This window comes from Pseudomonas sp. 8 R 14, from assembly GCF_900005955.1.
Taxonomy (GTDB): Bacteria; Pseudomonadota; Gammaproteobacteria; order Pseudomonadales; family Pseudomonadaceae; genus Aquipseudomonas; species Aquipseudomonas marginalis.
This window is the reverse complement of the sequence record NZ_CVTH01000055.1, coordinates 108754-125247: the sequence shown is the minus strand read 5'-3', so window position 1 is coordinate 125247 and position 16494 is coordinate 108754. Positions and strand designations below refer to the sequence as shown.

The window sequence follows — 16494 nt, the reverse complement described above, 5'->3', positions numbered from 1 at the left end:
GCGGGCACCGCCGGTAGGACTGCGTTAGAACCTTTTCAATTCAAGTACATCTTCAACTGTAGCGTTGCTCGATATAAGGCGCCGTGAGGCGCCCTATAACGTTTGGCTCTTATGCTTATCCAGTAACTGAATATGCGTTCGAGCGGGTCATCGAACTTCGTCCCAGGCCTGGTCCCACGCTGTGCCCGTGCCGGGGGCATACGCCCAGGCGGCGCCTGCGCACCACGCGGTGTAGGGGTGAGGTTTGCACTTATAGTTTTTGCCGTTATTGCTCACGATGTCGCCGGCGTTGTACGCAGTGCCTTCTTTGTAGGCCGGATAGTCCCCGCCGCCACTGGAAGGGGTCACGGTAAAGGTCTGCCGCGCCAGGCCGGTCTTGCCATTCTGCTCGTCCCGTACCAGCAATCGCACCTCGTGCTGCGTCGGCTGAGGAACGTTAACCGCCACACCGCTTACAGTCATCTGGTTGTAGGGCCGGTTCATTCCGATAACAGTCCAGCTGTAGAGCAATGGACCGTTGTGCCCCACGGACTGACTGGCGCTGAAGGTAAACGGCCGGCCGGATTGCATGGTGGTGGGCCCGGTTATTTTCGCGACAGGCGCCGTAGGGTTTGTCGGGGTTTCGCTGCCAGGGATGATCGCCATTGCACGGCTGTAACCCTTCGCCAATGTGTAAACCGAGTTGGCGCTGGCATCGCTGGTATTGAATACAATATTGCCGGTTTTTTTTTCTCCTACCTTGGCAATGCTTGGGTTGATCTGATTCGCCAATTGCTGGCCCCATATGTTCGGGTCGAGGTTGCTCGCGGTAATGGGCAGGGTAATGTCCACCACTTCCCTGGCCGCCGGTGTGTTGTCGAGGATGCGGAAGTGGACTGAGTCACCCGGTTTGAGGGTCTCCATGACCTGATCGATGAATTGGCCGATATCGACCCACTGCTCCGGGATTCCGGCACCGACGATGTTGATGTCACTGCAGTTATAGAACCCTTCACCCGCTGGATCGATACGCTGCCACTGCACGAACAGCGTGGCGTTGCCCGTTTGCCCCGATGGGATAGGTACAGCGAACTTGAAGTACCCCGAGGCTCCCGACATGATGGGTGGATTATTGCCCCAGTCGGTTTGCGCGCGCTCGAACTGCTGGGTGTGGATGAGCGTCAGGTCATTCCAGGTCAGCGGCGACCTGGTCGGGTCAAAGCCCGGTTTTGTGAGAAAGACCTTCGCGAAACTGGGCACGTGTGGCGCAGTGCCGATGATGCGCACATCCATCATGCCATTGGTGGGCGTAACGTCGGTGCGATGCCACTGGTCCGACACAATGTTCAGGCCATCTTTCTTGCTGTCAGCCGCCGAACAAAGTTTGCCATCGGGCACTTCTCGTTTGACGATTTCAGGGTCGTCGTAACCCGGTTGCCTGATCAAATGGGCCACTTCATTCCATTGCTGGCCTGGATACTGTCCACTTTTTGCGGCCAAGGCCGCACATCCATTATCGCTCGGGCTTCCTGACCAGAAATCCGGGAGCGTCTTGCAATAGACCTGCCGTGCAATGGGCTTGTCCACCGCACCGTGGGCCATGACCAGCGCCGGTGCCAACAAGACCGCCGCCAACAACCATTTCGCTAAGTGTGTGATGCACCGCTGTAAGTTATTCATGCTTAATCCACCTCAATCCAGATAAACAAGTTCCGAACTGCTGGAACGATCAGTGTGCTTATTCAATTGGCATCATTGGTTGGCTGAACTCCCATGGGAGCGATGCGGGTTGCAGGATTGTTCTGCCCAGGACCAAACAGAAACACCCACCCTTGATAACTGCCTTGTCCTGTAAAACTCTGATTGATGGCTGAAAAATTGCCTTGTTTGAACGGCGTGCCCTGGGCGGTGCTGAACACGCCCATGAACGTTTCGCCTGGGCCCGCGACTACGCCCCATTCGGCGCTGCCAGTCAGCGGATCGGTGTAGGCACGGCGCAGATAGCGCTGGGTGGTGGGTTGGCGACGGTCGAGCACCAGGTCGTCGAGGGACTTGGGGTAGGTGTTGCCGGCGGCGTAATACAGCCCGATCGCCCGGCGGATTTCATTGCCCCGCGCCAGCAGTTCCAGCTCGCGTTCGCGCTGCAGCACGCTGGACCACAGGGTGCCGACTTCCATCAGCATCACGGCCACCACGGCCACTGTCACCAACATGCCCATGAACACCGAGCCCTGCTGGTTGTGCCTACCAATCTGCATAGGCGCTCCCGTTCGTGTCGGCACCTGTGGCACCGCTGCGTACATCGCCCAGGCCTTGTTCGTCCGAAGGTTGCAGTTGCCAGGTGTCACGCCTGCCGGTCAGCGGGTCCATGGGGATCTCGCGCAGGTAGCGACGGTCCACCAGGGCTTGCAGGGACTCGGGATTGGCGCTGTGGTCCTCGCGGTATTGGTCCAGGGCCTGGCGAATGGAAGACAGGTTGTGGCGCAGCACGGTTTCCTGGGCCTTGGTGTGCTGGCGGAAGTACTGCGGGGTGACCAGGGTCATGAGGGTGGCGATGATCGCCATGACCACCAGCAACTCAATCAGGGTAAAACCCCGATCACCATTGGCTGTATGACGTTCCATTCAAGCTCTCCCGGGTGCTTCGGGATGAAACGTCGAATACATCTTCTCCCTCTTGTGGGTTGTCGGCGCTGCTCTTGTAACTGCGCAATTGCCAGGTTTTGTCAGCCGCCAGCTCGGGACACTCGCAGAATGGGTCCCGGGGAATACGTCGCAGGAAATAGAGTTTGTTGCCTTGCAGATGGGTGTTGTCCGTTACGCCGTCGACCAATACCTGCAGGGAAGGTGGATAACCGCTGTCGGTGATGCTCTTTTCAATGCGGCCATCGTCACTGGCGTCTTTGTAGGCATCGATCGCACGCCGGATTTCCCGCAACGAACGTTGCAGGTCCAGTTCTCGATCACGTTTACCCATCAATGCTGTCAGCGGATAAGCCACTGTCGCAAGCGTGGCCAGCAGGGCCAGCGTCAGTAGTAATTCAATCAGCGTAAAACCTTTGGCGCAGTGATGGCTGGGCTTGCCCTGCCACATCACCGTTCTTCCTCCCGATCAGGCTGCCAAGGACTTCCGCGTTAACCCAGGCCATGGAATTGACTGCAAGGGTGAGTGTAGATGCTGGGTGTTTTTTGTACAGGTTGTGCGGTTACCCACAAACGCTGTGAGCCTGGCTGTGGATAAGGTGTTGGTGGTTATCCACACGCCCCGTAAATCAAGGCCTGCAAGCTCCTGTACGAAAAACGACCAAGCTAAGTTACGGTTTTCTGGTGCTTTTTTGTGTGGATAAGGAGGAAGCAGCGGTTTGAGTTGCCCCCAAAGTCTGTTGGCGCTTCTGTGGATAAGATGTTTGCTATCCGCTACAGGCCTTATGAATAGAGGCTTTCCGTCGTCTGGTTGTTTATTGATCAAATTGCCGCTAAACCCCAGGAATATAGCTGAAACCGTTGGTATATGAAGGTTTGACGCGGTTTTCCACAGCGCTGCCGAAGTTGCCCCCAAAGTCTGTTGGCGGTTCTGTGGATAAGGTGTTTGCGTACCGCTACAGGTCGCGTTCTACGTAGCTTGTAGGGTTTTGATCAATAAATGATCAATGTGCCGTTGGAACCGTCAACTTGAATAAGTCACGGATTTTCTTCAATTAATTTTGGTTGGATAGCGCAGTTGCCCACAATTGCTGTGGGTGGCTTTGTGGATAAGTTGTTGGGTAAAGGCTGGAGGGCAGGCTGCCAGTGGTCTGCGAGAGAGTTGATCAAATATTAAGCAGTGTGAGGTTCAAATGTGGGAGGGGGCCCTAATGCCGGTCGCGTACATCGCTTCTTGTAGGAGCGAGCTTGCTCGCGAAAAACGTCAACGATAACGCGTGCTTCCTGAATGAACGCGGCGCTTGTGAGTTTTTCGCGAGCAAGCTCGCTCCTACAAAAAGCCTTAAGCCCCCTCCCACAGTTTTGAGTTGTGGGTATCGGTTATTCGTGTGCAGCCACACCCTTGAGGTAAGGCGCCGGGGCTGCGCCGAGGTTGTTCAACATGCGCTCGCTGTACCAGTCCACGAAGTTCACCACGCCGAACTCATAGGTCTTGGAGTACGGGCCAGGCTGGTAGGCGGTGGAGTTGATCCCGCGCTGGTTCTCTTCGGCCAGGCGACGGTCCTGGTCGTTGGTGGCGTCCCACACCTGGCGCATGCGCTCCACGTCGTAGTCCACGCCTTCAACGGCGTCCTTGTGCACGATCCACTTGGTGGTGACCATGGTTTCCTGGGCACTGATCGGCCACACGGTGAACACGATGATGTGGTCGCCCATGCAGTGGTTCCACGAGTGCGGCAGGTGCAGGATGCGCATCGAGCCCAGGTCGGGGTTCTTGATGCGGCCCATCAGCTTGGCGCAGCCCTGCTTGCCGTCCAGGGTCATCGACACGGTGCCCTTGAGCAGCGGCATGCGCACGATACGGTTACGCAGGCCGAAGCTGGCGTGGGCGTAAGGGATCTTCTCGGCGTCCCAGGCGGCTGCAGAGGCGGCTACGTGGTCCTTGAACGCCTGGTCGGCGCGTGGGTCGGTGACGTCGTCCCATTCCAGCAGGGTTTTCAACAGTTCGGGGTGCGACGCGTTGCAGTGGTAGCACTCGCGGTTGTTTTCCAGCACCAGTTTCCAGTTGGCCTTCTCGAACAAGGTGGTCTGGATCGCCACCTTGGTGTTTTCCATGTCGTACGGTTCCATGTAATGGTTCAGCGTCGACAGGAAGTCATCGATGGCCGGCGGGTTTTCGGCCAGGCTGATGAAGATGTAGCCACCGGCGGTCTTCACGTTCACAGGCTTGAGGCCGTACTGCTTCATGTCGAAGTCGGCACCCATCTCGGTGCCCGCGAACAGCAGGCGCCCGTCCAGCTCGTAGGTCCACTGGTGGTAGTGGCACACGAGCTTGGCGACTTTGCCTTTGTCGCTGGTGCACAGGCGCGAACCCCGGTGGCGGCAGACGTTGTGGAACGCATGCACCACGCCTTCGGCGCCACGGATCACGATGATCGGGTTCTTGCCGATTTGCAGGGTCAGGTAGTTGCCCTTGGCGGGAATTTCGCAGGTCATGCCGGCGATCAACCACTCTTTCTGGAAGATCTCCTGCATATCGATATCAAACAGCCGCTCATCAGAGTAGAACGGCTGCGGCAGCGAAAACGTGCGCTCGCGCTCTTGCAGCATTTGCGCGGTGGCCTTGCGTGCGGGTTCCAGCGGATCGCCCAAGCTTAAGGTTGCGGTGACGTCCATCGTGTGTGTCCTCAAGGCCATTCTGTGTGGCCGACGAATAGTGGCTGATCAGGTTTGCAGCAAGGCGTAAAGAAAACGTCGTTGTTGGGAGCGAGTGTGGGGCTGCTGATGCGCCGAACCTTATCCATGAGCGACATGGCCCACTCTGTTCCCGACGCGCAACCCCCGTGGCATGGGGGCTGGTCGCGATAAGTATGTGAATGTCGCAGATAGGTAAATGGGCGGTTCCCGCGTTACGCAGAATCGCCACCATAAGGCCGACGTCGGCGGTGGAGAACAACATGTCCAATAATTTCCTGAATCCGGTAACCACCCAGACCTGGGCCAATGGTCGGCACATCGTCCGTTGCGTCAAAGTCATCCAGGAAACCTGGGATGTGCGCACCTTCTGCTTTATGGCCGACCAGCCGATCCTGTTCTTTTTCAAGCCGGGGCAGTTCGTCACCCTGGAGCTGGAGATCGAGGGTCAGCCGATCATGCGCTCGTACACCATTTCCAGTTCGCCGTCGGTGCCCTACAGCTTCTCGGTGACCATCAAGCGTGTGCCGGGCGGCAAGGTGTCCAACTGGCTGCACGACACCCTGCATGAAGGCCAGGAATTGGCGGTGCACGGGCCGGTCGGGTTGTTCAATGCCATCGACTTCCCCAGCCCGAAAGTGCTGTACCTCAGTGGCGGCGTGGGGATCACGCCGGTGATGTCCATGGCGCGCTGGTTCTACGACACCAACGCCAACGTCGACATGACGTTTATCCACAGTGCCCGCTCGCCCAAGGACATCATCTACCACCGCGAGCTGGAGCATATGGCGTCGCGGATCGACAACTTCAGCCTGCACCTGATCTGCGAAAAGCATGGCCTGGGCGAGCCCTGGGCCGGTTATCGCGGCTACTTGAATCACAAGATGCTCGAACTGATGGTGCCCGACTTCCTTGAGCGCGAAGTGTTCTGCTGCGGCCCGACGCCCTACATGAATGCGGTGAAACGCCTGTTGGAAGTCGCCGGTTTCGACATGGCGCGCTACCACGAGGAATCCTTCGGCGCTACGCCGCCGGAAGCCCGCGCCGACGCGGTGGAGCAGGCCGAGCAAGCGGCGGATGCCCCGGAAATCGACCTGGCGGATCTGCATCAGGTGGAGTTCATCGCCTCGGGCAAGAGCATTCGCGTCGCCCCTGGCGAGACCGTCCACGCAGCGGCGGCCAAGCTTGGTCTGTTGATTCCAAAGGCCTGCGGCATGGGGATTTGCGGGACGTGCAAGGTGATGAAGCTGGGCGGTGAGGTGGAGATGGACCACAACGGCGGGATTACCGAGGAAGACGAAGCCGAAGGCTACATCCTGTCGTGCTGCAGCGTACCGAAGGGCGATGTGCGCATCGAGTTCTGATTGCTCGAGCAGGCACAACACAATCCAAATGTGGGAGGGGGCTTGCTCCCTCCCACATTTGTTTTATGCACATCAGTGAGTCATTGTCAGGCGCCCATGACTTCGCGGATGTCTGCGGCCAATTCTCTTACTCGCTCTTCGTCGGTATCCCACGCGCACATGAACCGCGCACCGCCTTTGCCGATGAAGGTATAGAAGCGCCAGCCCTTGGCCGTCAGCGCGGCAATCGCCGGTTCCGACAGTTGCAGGAACACACCGTTGGCCTGCACCGGGAACATCAGCTCCACACCGGGAATATCCGCCACCAGGCTACTGAGCAATTGCGCGCAGTGGTTGGCGTGGCGCGCATGTTTGAGCCAGGCGTCGTTTTCCAGCAGTCCCACCCAAGGGGCGGACAGGAAGCGCATTTTCGAGGCCAGCTGGCCGGCCTGTTTGCAGCGGTAGTCGAAGTCTTCGGCCAGCTTGTGGTTGAAGAACAGGATGGCTTCACCCACGGCCATGCCGTTCTTGGTGCCGCCAAAGCACAACACGTCCACTCCGGCTTTCCAGGTCAGGTCGGCGGGTGAGCAGCCGAGGAACGCACAGGCGTTGGAAAAGCGTGCGCCGTCCATGTGCAGGTTCAGCCCCAGTTCCTTGCAGGTAGCACTGATGGCGCGGATTTCTTCCGGGGTGTAGACGCTGCCGACTTCGGTGGCCTGGGTCAGGGTCACTACGCGGGGTTTGGGGTAGTGGATGTCCTGGCGCTTGAGGGCGATCTCGCGGATCGATTCCGGGGTCAGCTTGCCGTTTTCGGTGCGGGCTGTGAGCAGCTTGGAGCCGTTTGAGAAAAACTCCGGCGCGCCGCATTCGTCGGTTTCGACGTGGGCGGTTTCCGAGCAAATCACGCTATGGTAGCTCTGGCACAAGGAGGACAGCGCCAGGGAGTTGGCGGCCGTACCGTTGAAGGCGAAGAACACTTCGCAGTCGGTTTCGAACAGGTTGCGGAAACCGTCGGCGGCGCGGTGGGTCCATTCATCATCACCGTAGGCACGTTGATGACCCTGGTTGGCTTGTTCCATGGCGGCCCAGGCTTCGGGGCAAATGCCCGAATAGTTGTCACTGGCGAATTGTTGGCTCTTGTCGGTCATGGCCCATTCCTGTGGTCGATGTTGGTGCGCACTGTAACCAAGATGGTTGGCGCTGCGCACGCACTGTAAATGCAAAGTCACTGGGGAATTATGCACGGTTCTGAAACGATGCCTGTCGGACGCGTCCGTGATGGCGCTTTGGATTTGCTCAAGTGGCTGGCGCTGCTGAGCATGGTGCTGGACCACCTGCGTTATGTCGGTCTGAGCCTCGATGGCCTGTATGTGCCGGGGCGCCTGGCGTTTCCGTGGTTTTGCCTGGCGATTGCGGCGAACCTGCACCGGGCCCGAAATGCGCCGGTGACCGGCCAGTGGCGCTACCTGGGCTGGCTGCTGCTGTTCAGCGTGATCAGCGAAGTGCCGTATCGGCTGTTTATCGAGGACGCCGATACGTTGAACGTGCTGCCCACCTTGGCGTTGGGGCTGCTGGTTGCCCGAGGATGGCAGCAGAAGGCGTTTTTTGATCGAGGATTGGCGCTGATCGCCGTCACGATAGCGGCGGTATTTTCGTCGCACTTAATGTTCGGTTTCTTTGGTGTGTTGCTGCCACTGGCGATGTTGCTGGTGTTTCGTCGGCCTTGGTACTTCAGTGTGTTGCCAGGATGGGTCTGCGTGGCCGCCAACCAATGGCAGATCCTGCTCAATAGCGCCACGCCAGTGGCGCTCCTGGGATTGGTCGCGTGTCTGATCGCGCCGTTGGCGGGCTTGGTCTTATTGCGACATGCCAAAAATGTCTCGCCACCGCCTATGCGCCGCTGGGCGTATGCCTTATATCCAGTGCATTTCCTCCTGCTGCTACTGGTCCGTCAGATCATCGCCTGACCCCCTCCCACACAAGCCCTATTCCACATTTATTTCGTGGCGCTCCTCTAATGTCGTAAACGCACCTTTGCGTGGCGTGCGCAGGCATTTGGCCTGTCTGCGCCAGCCCTACCATCGCATCAAAGGGCCCTGCACGGGCCTCAACAATACGAAAGGCTGGGAGAGACGCGATGTTCAGCAAACAAGACCAGATCCAGGGATATGACGACACACTGCTGGCGGCCATGAACGCCGAGGAGCAGCGTCAGGAAGATCATATCGAGCTGATCGCGTCGGAGAACTACACCAGCAAGCGTGTGATGCAGGCCCAGGGCAGCGGCCTCACCAACAAATACGCCGAAGGCTACCCGGGCAAGCGCTACTACGGTGGCTGCGAGCACGTGGACAAGGTCGAGGCCCTGGCCATCGAGCGCGCCAAGCAGTTGTTCGGCGCCGATTACGCCAACGTGCAACCGCACTCCGGTTCGTCCGCCAACAGCGCCGTGTACCTGGCGCTGATCAACGCGGGCGACACCATCCTGGGCATGAGCCTGGCCCACGGCGGTCACTTGACCCACGGCGCCAAAGTGTCGTCCTCGGGCAAGCTGTACAACGCGGTGCAATACGGCATCAACACTGACACCGGCCTGATCGACTACGACGAAGTCGAGCGTCTGGCCGTCGAGTGCCAGCCGAAAATGATCGTGGCCGGTTTCTCCGCCTACTCCAAGACCCTGGATTTCCCACGCTTCCGCGCTATCGCTGACAAAGTAGGCGCGCTGCTGTTCGTCGACATGGCCCACGTCGCCGGCCTGGTCGCCGCCGGCCTGTACCCAAACCCGCTGCCGTACGCCGATGTGGTCACCACCACCACCCACAAGACCCTGCGCGGTCCCCGTGGCGGTCTGATCCTGGCCAAGGCCAACGAAGAGATTGAAAAGAAACTCAACGCCGCCGTCTTCCCTGGCGCCCAGGGCGGCCCGCTGATGCACGTCATCGCCGGCAAAGCGGTGTGCTTCAAGGAAGCGCTGGAGCCCGGTTTCAAGGCCTACCAGCAGCAAGTGATCGATAACGCCCAGGCCATGGCCAGCGTGTTTATCAAACGCGGCTACGATGTAGTGTCCGGCGGCACCGATAACCACCTGTTCCTGGTCAGCCTGATCCGTCAGGGCCTCACCGGCAAAGAGGCGGATGCCGCCCTCGGTCGCGCCCACATCACCGTCAACAAGAACGCCGTGCCGAATGACCCGCAGTCGCCGTTCGTGACCTCGGGCCTGCGCATCGGCACCCCGGCGGTGACCACGCGCGGTTTCAAGGTGCCGCAGTGCATCGAGCTGGCTGGCTGGATCTGCGACATCCTCGACAACCTCGGCGACGCCGATGTCGAGGCCAACGTGGCCAAGCACGTGTCTGCCCTGTGCGCTGATTTCCCGGTTTATCGCTGAGCGCGGTTTTGGAGTAATGACTATGCAACGCTACTCGGGCTTCGGCCTCTTCAAGCACTCCCTCAGCCACCACGAAAACTGGCAGAAGATGTGGCGCACGCCGACCCCGAAAAAGGTCTACGACGTGGTCATCGTCGGCGGCGGCGGGCATGGTCTGGCGACGGCTTACTACCTGGCGAAAGAGCACGGCATCACCAACGTGGCCGTGGTCGAGAAAGGCTGGTTGGGCGGCGGTAACACAGCGCGCAACACCACCATCGTGCGTTCCAACTACCTGTGGGACGAGTCGGCGCACCTGTACGAACACGCGATGAAATTGTGGGAAGGCCTGTCCCAGGACCTGAACTACAACGTGATGTTCTCCCAGCGTGGCGTCTACAACCTGTGCCACACCCTGCAGGACATCCGTGATTCCGAGCGTCGCGTCAGCGCCAACCGCCTGAATGGCGTGGATGGCGAGCTGCTGAATGCCAAGCAAGTGGCCGACGAGATTCCGTATCTGGATTGCTCGAAAAACACCCGTTACCCGGTACTCGGTGCCACCGTGCAACGTCGCGGCGGCGTGGCTCGTCACGATGCCGTGGCCTGGGGCTTTGCCCGCGCCGCCGACGCACTCGGCGTGGACCTGATCCAGCAGACCGAAGTGATCGGCTTCCGCAAGGAAAACGGCGTGTGCATCGGTGTGGAAACCAACAAGGGCTTTATCGGCGCCAAGCGCGTCGGCGTGGTGACCGCCGGTAACTCCGGGCACATGGCCTCGCTGGCGGGCTTCCGCCTGCCGATCGAATCCCACCCGCTGCAAGCGTTGGTGTCGGAGCCGATCAAACCAATTATCGACAGCGTGATCATGTCCAACGCCGTGCACGGCTACATCAGCCAGTCCGACAAGGGCGACCTGGTGATCGGCGCCGGTATCGACGGCTACAACGGCTACGGCCAGCGCGGCTCGTACCCTGTGATCGAACACACCATCCAGGCCATCGTCGAGATGTTCCCGGTGCTGTCGCGGGTGCGCATGAACCGTCAGTGGGGCGGCATCGTCGACACCACGCCGGATGCGTGCCCGATCATCTCCAAGACCCCGGTACCGAACATGTTCTTCAACTGCGGTTGGGGCACCGGTGGCTTCAAGGCCACGCCGGGCTCAGGCAACGTATTTGCCGCCAGCCTCGCGAAGGGTGAAATGCACCCATTGGCGGCGCCTTTCTCCATCGACCGTTTCCACAACGGTGCGTTGATCGACGAACACGGCGCTGCGGCCGTCGCCCACTAACAGGAGAAATTCCCTATGTTGCATATCTTCTGTCCTCACTGTGGCGAACTGCGCTCCGAAGAGGAATTCCACGCGTCCGGCCAAGCGCACATCCCGCGCCCGCTGGACCCGAATGCCTGCACCGACGAGCAGTGGGGCGACTACATGTTCTTCCGCGATAACCCCCGTGGCCTGCACCACGAACTGTGGATTCACGCCGCCGGTTGCCGCCAGTACTTCAACGCGACCCGCGACACCGTGACCTACGAAATTCTTGAAACCTACAAGATCGGTGAGAAGCCTCAGTTCACCGCCAAGGCCTCTGGAGAGAAGGTATGAGCCAGATCAATCGCCTGTCCAACGGTGGCCGGATCGACCGTAACAAAGTCCTGACCTTCAGTTTCAATGGCCAGAGCTACAAAGGCTTCGAGGGCGACACCTTGGCCGCTGCTTTGCTGGCCAACGGCGTCGATATCATCGGCCGCAGCTTCAAGTACTCGCGCCCACGGGGCATCTTTGCCGCCGGCGCCGAAGAGCCAAACGCCGTGCTGCAGATCGGCGCTACCGAAGCCACGCAAATCCCTAACGTGCGCGCCACGCAACAGGCGCTGTACCAGGGCCTGGTCGCCACCAGCACCAACGGCTGGCCGAGCGTCAACAACGACATGATGGGCATCCTCGGCAAGGTCGGCGGCAAGCTGATGCCGCCGGGCTTCTACTACAAAACCTTCATGTACCCGCAATCGTTCTGGATGACCTACGAGAAGTACATCCGCAAGGCCGCCGGCCTGGGGCGCTCGCCGACCGAGAACGATCCGGACACCTACGACAACTTCAACCGTCATTGCGACGTGCTGGTGGTCGGCGCCGGCCCTGCCGGCCTCGCCGCTGCACTGGCTGCAGCACGCAGTGGTGCGCGGGTGATCATTGCCGATGAGCAGGAAGAGTTCGGTGGTTCGCTGCTCGACTCCCGCGAAAGCCTCGACGGCAAGCCGGCCACCGAGTGGGTCGCCAGTGTCATCGCCGAACTGAAAGCCCTGCCGGACGTGGTGCTGCTGCCCCGCGCCACCGTCAACGGCTACCACGACCATAACTTCCTGACCATCCACGAGCGCCTTACCGACCACCTCGGTGACCGTGCGCCGATTGGCGTGGTGCGCCAGCGTATCCACCGTGTACGTGCCAAGCGGGTGGTGCTGGCCACCGGTGCGTGCGAGCGTCCGCTGGTGTACGGCAACAACGACGTGCCGGGCAACATGCTGGCCGGTGCGGTGTCTACCTACGTGCGCCGCTACGGCGTGGCACCGGGCAAGAAACTGGTGCTGTCGACCAACAACGACCATGCCTACCGCGTTGCATTGGACTGGCTGGATGCGGGCCTGCAAGTGGTGGCAGTGGCCGATGTGCGCCACAACCCACGCGGTGCATTGGTTGAAGAAGCCCGCGCCAAAGGTATTCGTATCCTCACCGGCAGCGCCGTGATCGAGGCCCGTGGCACCAAGCGCGTGACCGCTGCGCGTATCGCCGCGATCGACGTCAAGGCGCATAAAGTCACCAGCCCCGGCGAATGGCTGGACTGCGACCTGGTGGCCAGCTCCGGCGGCTACAGCCCGGTGGTCCACCTGGCCTCGCACCTGGGCGGCAAGCCGACCTGGCGCGAAGACATCCTCGGCTTTGTACCGGGTGAAGCCCCGCAGAAACGCGTGTGCGTCGGTGGCATCAACGGCGTCTACGGCCTTGGCGATTCCCTGGCCGATGGCTTTGAAGGCGGCGTGCGCGCCGCCAGCGACGCCGGTTTTGCCCCGGTGGAAGGTACGCTGCCAAAAGCCTTGAGTCGTCTGGAAGAGCCGACCCTGGCGCTGTTCCAGGTGCCTCACGAGAAAGCGACCGCACGGGCGCCGAAGCAATTTGTCGACCTGCAAAACGACGTCACCGCCGCCGCCATCGAACTGGCCACCCGCGAAGGTTTCGAGTCGGTGGAACACGTCAAGCGCTACACCGCGCTGGGCTTCGGCACCGACCAGGGCAAGCTCGGTAACGTCAACGGCCTGGCGATTGCCGCGCGCTCGCTGAACGTGACCATCCCGCAGATGGGCACCACCATGTTCCGCCCCAACTACACGCCGGTGACCTTCGGCGCGGTGGCGGGCCGGCACTGTGGGCACATCTTCGAGCCGGTGCGCTACACCGCCCTGCAAGCCTGGCACGTGCAAAACGGCGCCGAGTTCGAAGACGTCGGCCAATGGAAACGCCCATGGTACTTCCCACGCAACGGTGAAGACCTGCACGCTGCGGTAAAACGCGAATGCCTGGCCGTGCGCGACAGCGTCGGCCTGCTGGATGCGTCCACCCTCGGCAAGATCGATATCCAGGGCCCGGATGCCCGTGAGTTCCTCAACCGCATCTACACCAACGCCTGGACCAAGCTCGACGTGGGCAAGGCGCGCTACGGCCTGATGTGCAAGGAAGACGGCATGGTCTTCGACGACGGCGTTACCGCCTGCCTCGCCGACAACCACTTCCTGATGACCACCACCACCGGCGGCGCCGCCCGTGTGCTGCAGTGGCTGGAAATCTACCAACAGACCGAATGGCCGGACCTCAAGGTGTACTTCACCTCGGTCACCGACCATTGGGCGACCATGACCCTGTCCGGCCCCAACAGCCGCAAGCTGCTGGCGGAAGTCACCGACATCGACCTGGACAAGGACGGCTTCCCGTTCATGACCTGGAAAGAAGGCCTGGTGGGTGGCGTACCGGCGCGGGTGTTCCGTATCTCGTTTACCGGTGAGCTGTCGTACGAAGTCAACGTGCAGGCCGACTACGCCATGGGCGTGCTGGAACAGATCGTCGCGGCCGGCAAGAAGTACAACCTGACCCCGTACGGCACCGAAACCATGCACGTACTGCGGGCCGAGAAGGGCTTCATCATCGTCGGCCAGGACACTGACGGCTCGATGACCCCGGACGACCTGAACATGGGCTGGTGTGTCGGTCGCACCAAGCCGTTCTCGTGGATCGGCTGGCGCGGCATGAACCGGGAAGACTGTGTGCGTGAAGAGCGCAAGCAACTGGTGGGCTTGAAGCCGATCGACCCGAACGTGTGGCTGCCGGAAGGCGCGCAACTGGTGTTCGATCCGAAGCAGACGATCCCGATGAAGATGGTCGGTCACGTCACCTCCAGCTACGCGCACAACTCCCTGGGTTATTCGTTTGCCATGGGCGTGGTCAAGGGTGGCTTGAAGCGCATCGGTGAGCGGGTGTTCTCGCCCCAGGCGGATGGCAGCGTGATCGAGGCGGAGATTGTGTCTTCGGTGTTCTTTGATCCTAAGGGTGATCGGCAGAACATCTGATAGACCGCGGCGCGGCCATCGGGAGCAAGTCGAATCGTCGCACCGCCCCTCCCACATTTTGATGTGTGAATACTTTCAAATGTGGGAGAGGGCTTGCTCCCGATGAGGCCATCAGCCTCACAACAGAATTCAGGAAAGGTGCTCCATGACAGCAGCCAATGTTTACCAGCAACGCCCCACCTCCGGTGCCAAGGCCGAGTCGTCGCTGCACCATGCCGACCTCGCCAGCCTGGTCGGCAAGGGCCGCAAGAACGCCGGCGTGACCGTGCGCGAAAAGAAATTGCTTGGTCATCTCACGATCCGTGGCGACGGCCATGACGCGGCCTTCGCCGCCGGTGTGCACAAGGCCCTGGGCATCGAACTGCCCGGCGCCCTGCAGGTCATCGTCAAAGGTGAAACCAGCCTGCAATGGCTCGGCCCGGATGAGTGGTTGCTGATCGTGCCAGGCGGTGAGGAATTCGCCGCCGAACAAAACCTGCGCGCCGCCCTGGGTGACCTGCATATCCAAGTCGTCAACGTCAGCGGCGGCCAGCAGATCCTCGAACTCAGCGGCCCGAACGTGCGCGATGTGCTGATGAAGTCCACCAGCTATGACGTGCACCCCAACAACTTCCCGGTGGGCAAGGCGGTGGGCACGGTGTTCGCCAAGTCGCAGCTGGTGATTCGCCATACCGCTGAAGACACCTGGGAGCTGGTGATTCGTCGCAGCTTCTCGGATTACTGGTGGTTGTGGTTGCAGGACGCCTCGGCCGAATTTGGCCTGAGCGTTCAAGCCTGATATGACCCTGTAGGAGCGAGCTTGCTCGCGAAAAACGTCAACGATAACGCGCGCATCCTGAATGAACGCGGCGCCCTTGGATTTTTCGCGAGCAAGCTCGCTCCTACAGTAAGCAGCATCGCTGTATGAGGAGTTAACTGTAATGAGCCGCGCACCCGATACATGGATTTTGACCGCCGACTGCCCCAGCGTGCTCGGCACGGTGGACGCGGTCACCCGCTACCTGTTCGAGCAGGGCTGTTACGTCACCGAGCACCACTCGTTCGATGACCGCCTCTCGGGCCGGTTTTTTATTCGCGTGGAATTCCGTCAGCCGGATGGCTTCGATGAGCAGGCGTTCCGCGATGGCCTGGCCTCGCGGGGTGAAGCCTTTGGCATGATCTTCGAGCTGACGGCGCCGAACTACCGGCCAAAAGTGGTGATCATGGTCTCCAAGGCCGATCACTGCCTCAACGACCTGCTGTACCGCCAGCGTATCGGGCAACTGTCGATGGACGTGGTCGCGGTGGTGTCCAACCATCCCGATCTCAAACCTTTGGCCGACTGGCATCAAATTCCCTACTACCATTTCCCCCTCGACCCTAACGACAAACCGTCCCAGGAGCGTCAGGTGTGGCAAGTGGTGGAAGAGACCGGCGCCGAACTGGTGATCCTTGCGCGTTACATGCAAGTGCTGTCGCCGGAGCTGTGCCGCAAGCTGGACGGCAAGGCCATCAATATCCACCACTCGTTGCTGCCGGGGTTCAAGGGCGCCAAGCCGTATCACCAGGCGTACAACAAGGGGGTGAAACTGGTCGGTGCCACGGCGCATTACATCAACAACGACCTGGACGAAGGCCCGATCATCGCCCAAGGTGTGGAGGTGGTGGATCACAGTCACTATCCCGAGGATTTGATTGCGAAGGGGCGGGACATCGAAGGGTTGACCTTGGCCCGGGCCGTTGGGTATCACATTGAGCGACGGGTGTTTTTGAACGCCAATAGGACTGTGGTGCTCTGACTGCTCCCGATGAGGCCCTTACAAACAACGCAATAACAGCATCTGTACCCGAGCACTTAAA

The 16494-nt window shown here is 60.3% G+C and carries 14 protein-coding genes; 8 read left to right on the top strand and 6 right to left on the bottom strand.

Annotation, left to right across the window (positions count from 1 at the left end; translation table 11 throughout):
• Positions 1-147: 147 nt before the first annotated feature.
• From BFQ01_RS12060 to gbcA, 5 genes are all read right to left on the bottom strand, one after another.
• Positions 148-1659: a lytic polysaccharide monooxygenase gene (locus tag BFQ01_RS12060; RefSeq protein ID WP_065925446.1), complete on the bottom strand. Its 1512-nt coding sequence runs from the start codon at positions 1657-1659 to the stop codon at positions 148-150.
• Between the two features lie 62 nt (positions 1660-1721).
• Entirely contained in the window at positions 1722-2237 is a 516-nt protein-coding gene (locus tag BFQ01_RS12055) for a type II secretion system protein (protein ID WP_256097731.1), read from the bottom strand.
• Positions 2224-2604, bottom strand: a complete 381-nt coding sequence (locus BFQ01_RS12050) for a type II secretion system protein (protein ID WP_065925445.1) — start codon at positions 2602-2604, stop codon at positions 2224-2226. The genes BFQ01_RS12055 and BFQ01_RS12050 overlap by 14 nt, the downstream gene beginning before the upstream one ends.
• Positions 2579-3073, bottom strand: coding sequence for a type II secretion system protein (locus BFQ01_RS12045; protein ID WP_065925444.1), 495 nt, complete (start codon positions 3071-3073; stop codon positions 2579-2581). Before BFQ01_RS12045 ends, BFQ01_RS12050 begins: the two co-directional genes overlap by 26 nt.
• 929 nt (positions 3074-4002) lie before the next feature.
• The gene (gene gbcA / locus BFQ01_RS12040) at positions 4003-5298 is read right to left on the bottom strand and encodes a glycine-betaine demethylase subunit GbcA (protein WP_065925443.1); all 1296 of its coding nucleotides are present in this window, start codon (positions 5296-5298) and stop codon (positions 4003-4005) included.
• Between the two features lie 281 nt (positions 5299-5579).
• On the opposite strand from gbcA, the gene gbcB reads away from it, so the two are divergent.
• Positions 5580-6680 (top strand): glycine-betaine demethylase subunit GbcB, encoded by a 1101-nt coding sequence (gbcB, locus tag BFQ01_RS12035; protein WP_065925442.1) that lies wholly within the window; start codon positions 5580-5582, stop codon positions 6678-6680.
• Positions 6681-6766: 86 nt separating this feature from the next.
• Here gbcB and BFQ01_RS12030 read toward each other — a convergent pair whose 3' ends face one another.
• Positions 6767-7807: a threonine aldolase family protein gene (locus BFQ01_RS12030; protein WP_027605982.1), complete on the bottom strand. Its 1041-nt coding sequence runs from the start codon at positions 7805-7807 to the stop codon at positions 6767-6769.
• A gap of 90 nt (positions 7808-7897) precedes the next feature.
• Here BFQ01_RS12030 and BFQ01_RS12025 point away from each other — a divergent pair, with 90 nt between their 5' ends.
• The 7 genes from BFQ01_RS12025 to purU all read left to right on the top strand — a co-directional run bounded on the left by BFQ01_RS12025 (position 7898) and on the right by purU (position 16433).
• The gene (locus BFQ01_RS12025; RefSeq protein WP_065925441.1) at positions 7898-8626 is read left to right on the top strand and encodes a TraX family protein; all 729 of its coding nucleotides are present in this window, start codon (positions 7898-7900) and stop codon (positions 8624-8626) included.
• Positions 8627-8796: 170 nt separating this feature from the next.
• The gene (gene glyA, locus BFQ01_RS12020; protein WP_065925440.1) at positions 8797-10050 is read left to right on the top strand and encodes a serine hydroxymethyltransferase; all 1254 of its coding nucleotides are present in this window, start codon (positions 8797-8799) and stop codon (positions 10048-10050) included.
• 22 nt (positions 10051-10072) lie between these two features.
• The gene (locus BFQ01_RS12015) at positions 10073-11323 is read left to right on the top strand and encodes a sarcosine oxidase subunit beta (protein ID WP_010207084.1); all 1251 of its coding nucleotides are present in this window, start codon (positions 10073-10075) and stop codon (positions 11321-11323) included.
• Positions 11324-11338: 15 nt separating this feature from the next.
• On the top strand, positions 11339-11641 hold the full coding sequence (locus BFQ01_RS12010; protein WP_003194855.1) for a sarcosine oxidase subunit delta: 303 nt from the start codon (positions 11339-11341) through the stop codon (positions 11639-11641).
• Complete coding sequence (locus BFQ01_RS12005) at positions 11638-14655, top strand: sarcosine oxidase subunit alpha (RefSeq protein ID WP_065925439.1); 3018 nt, start codon at positions 11638-11640, stop codon at positions 14653-14655. The genes BFQ01_RS12010 and BFQ01_RS12005 overlap by 4 nt, the downstream gene beginning before the upstream one ends.
• 145 nt (positions 14656-14800) lie before the next feature.
• Complete coding sequence (locus BFQ01_RS12000; RefSeq protein WP_027605977.1) at positions 14801-15433, top strand: sarcosine oxidase subunit gamma; 633 nt, start codon at positions 14801-14803, stop codon at positions 15431-15433.
• Positions 15434-15575: 142 nt separating this feature from the next.
• On the top strand, positions 15576-16433 hold the full coding sequence (purU, locus tag BFQ01_RS11995) for a formyltetrahydrofolate deformylase (RefSeq protein ID WP_065925438.1): 858 nt from the start codon (positions 15576-15578) through the stop codon (positions 16431-16433).
• Positions 16434-16494 lie beyond the last annotated feature (61 nt).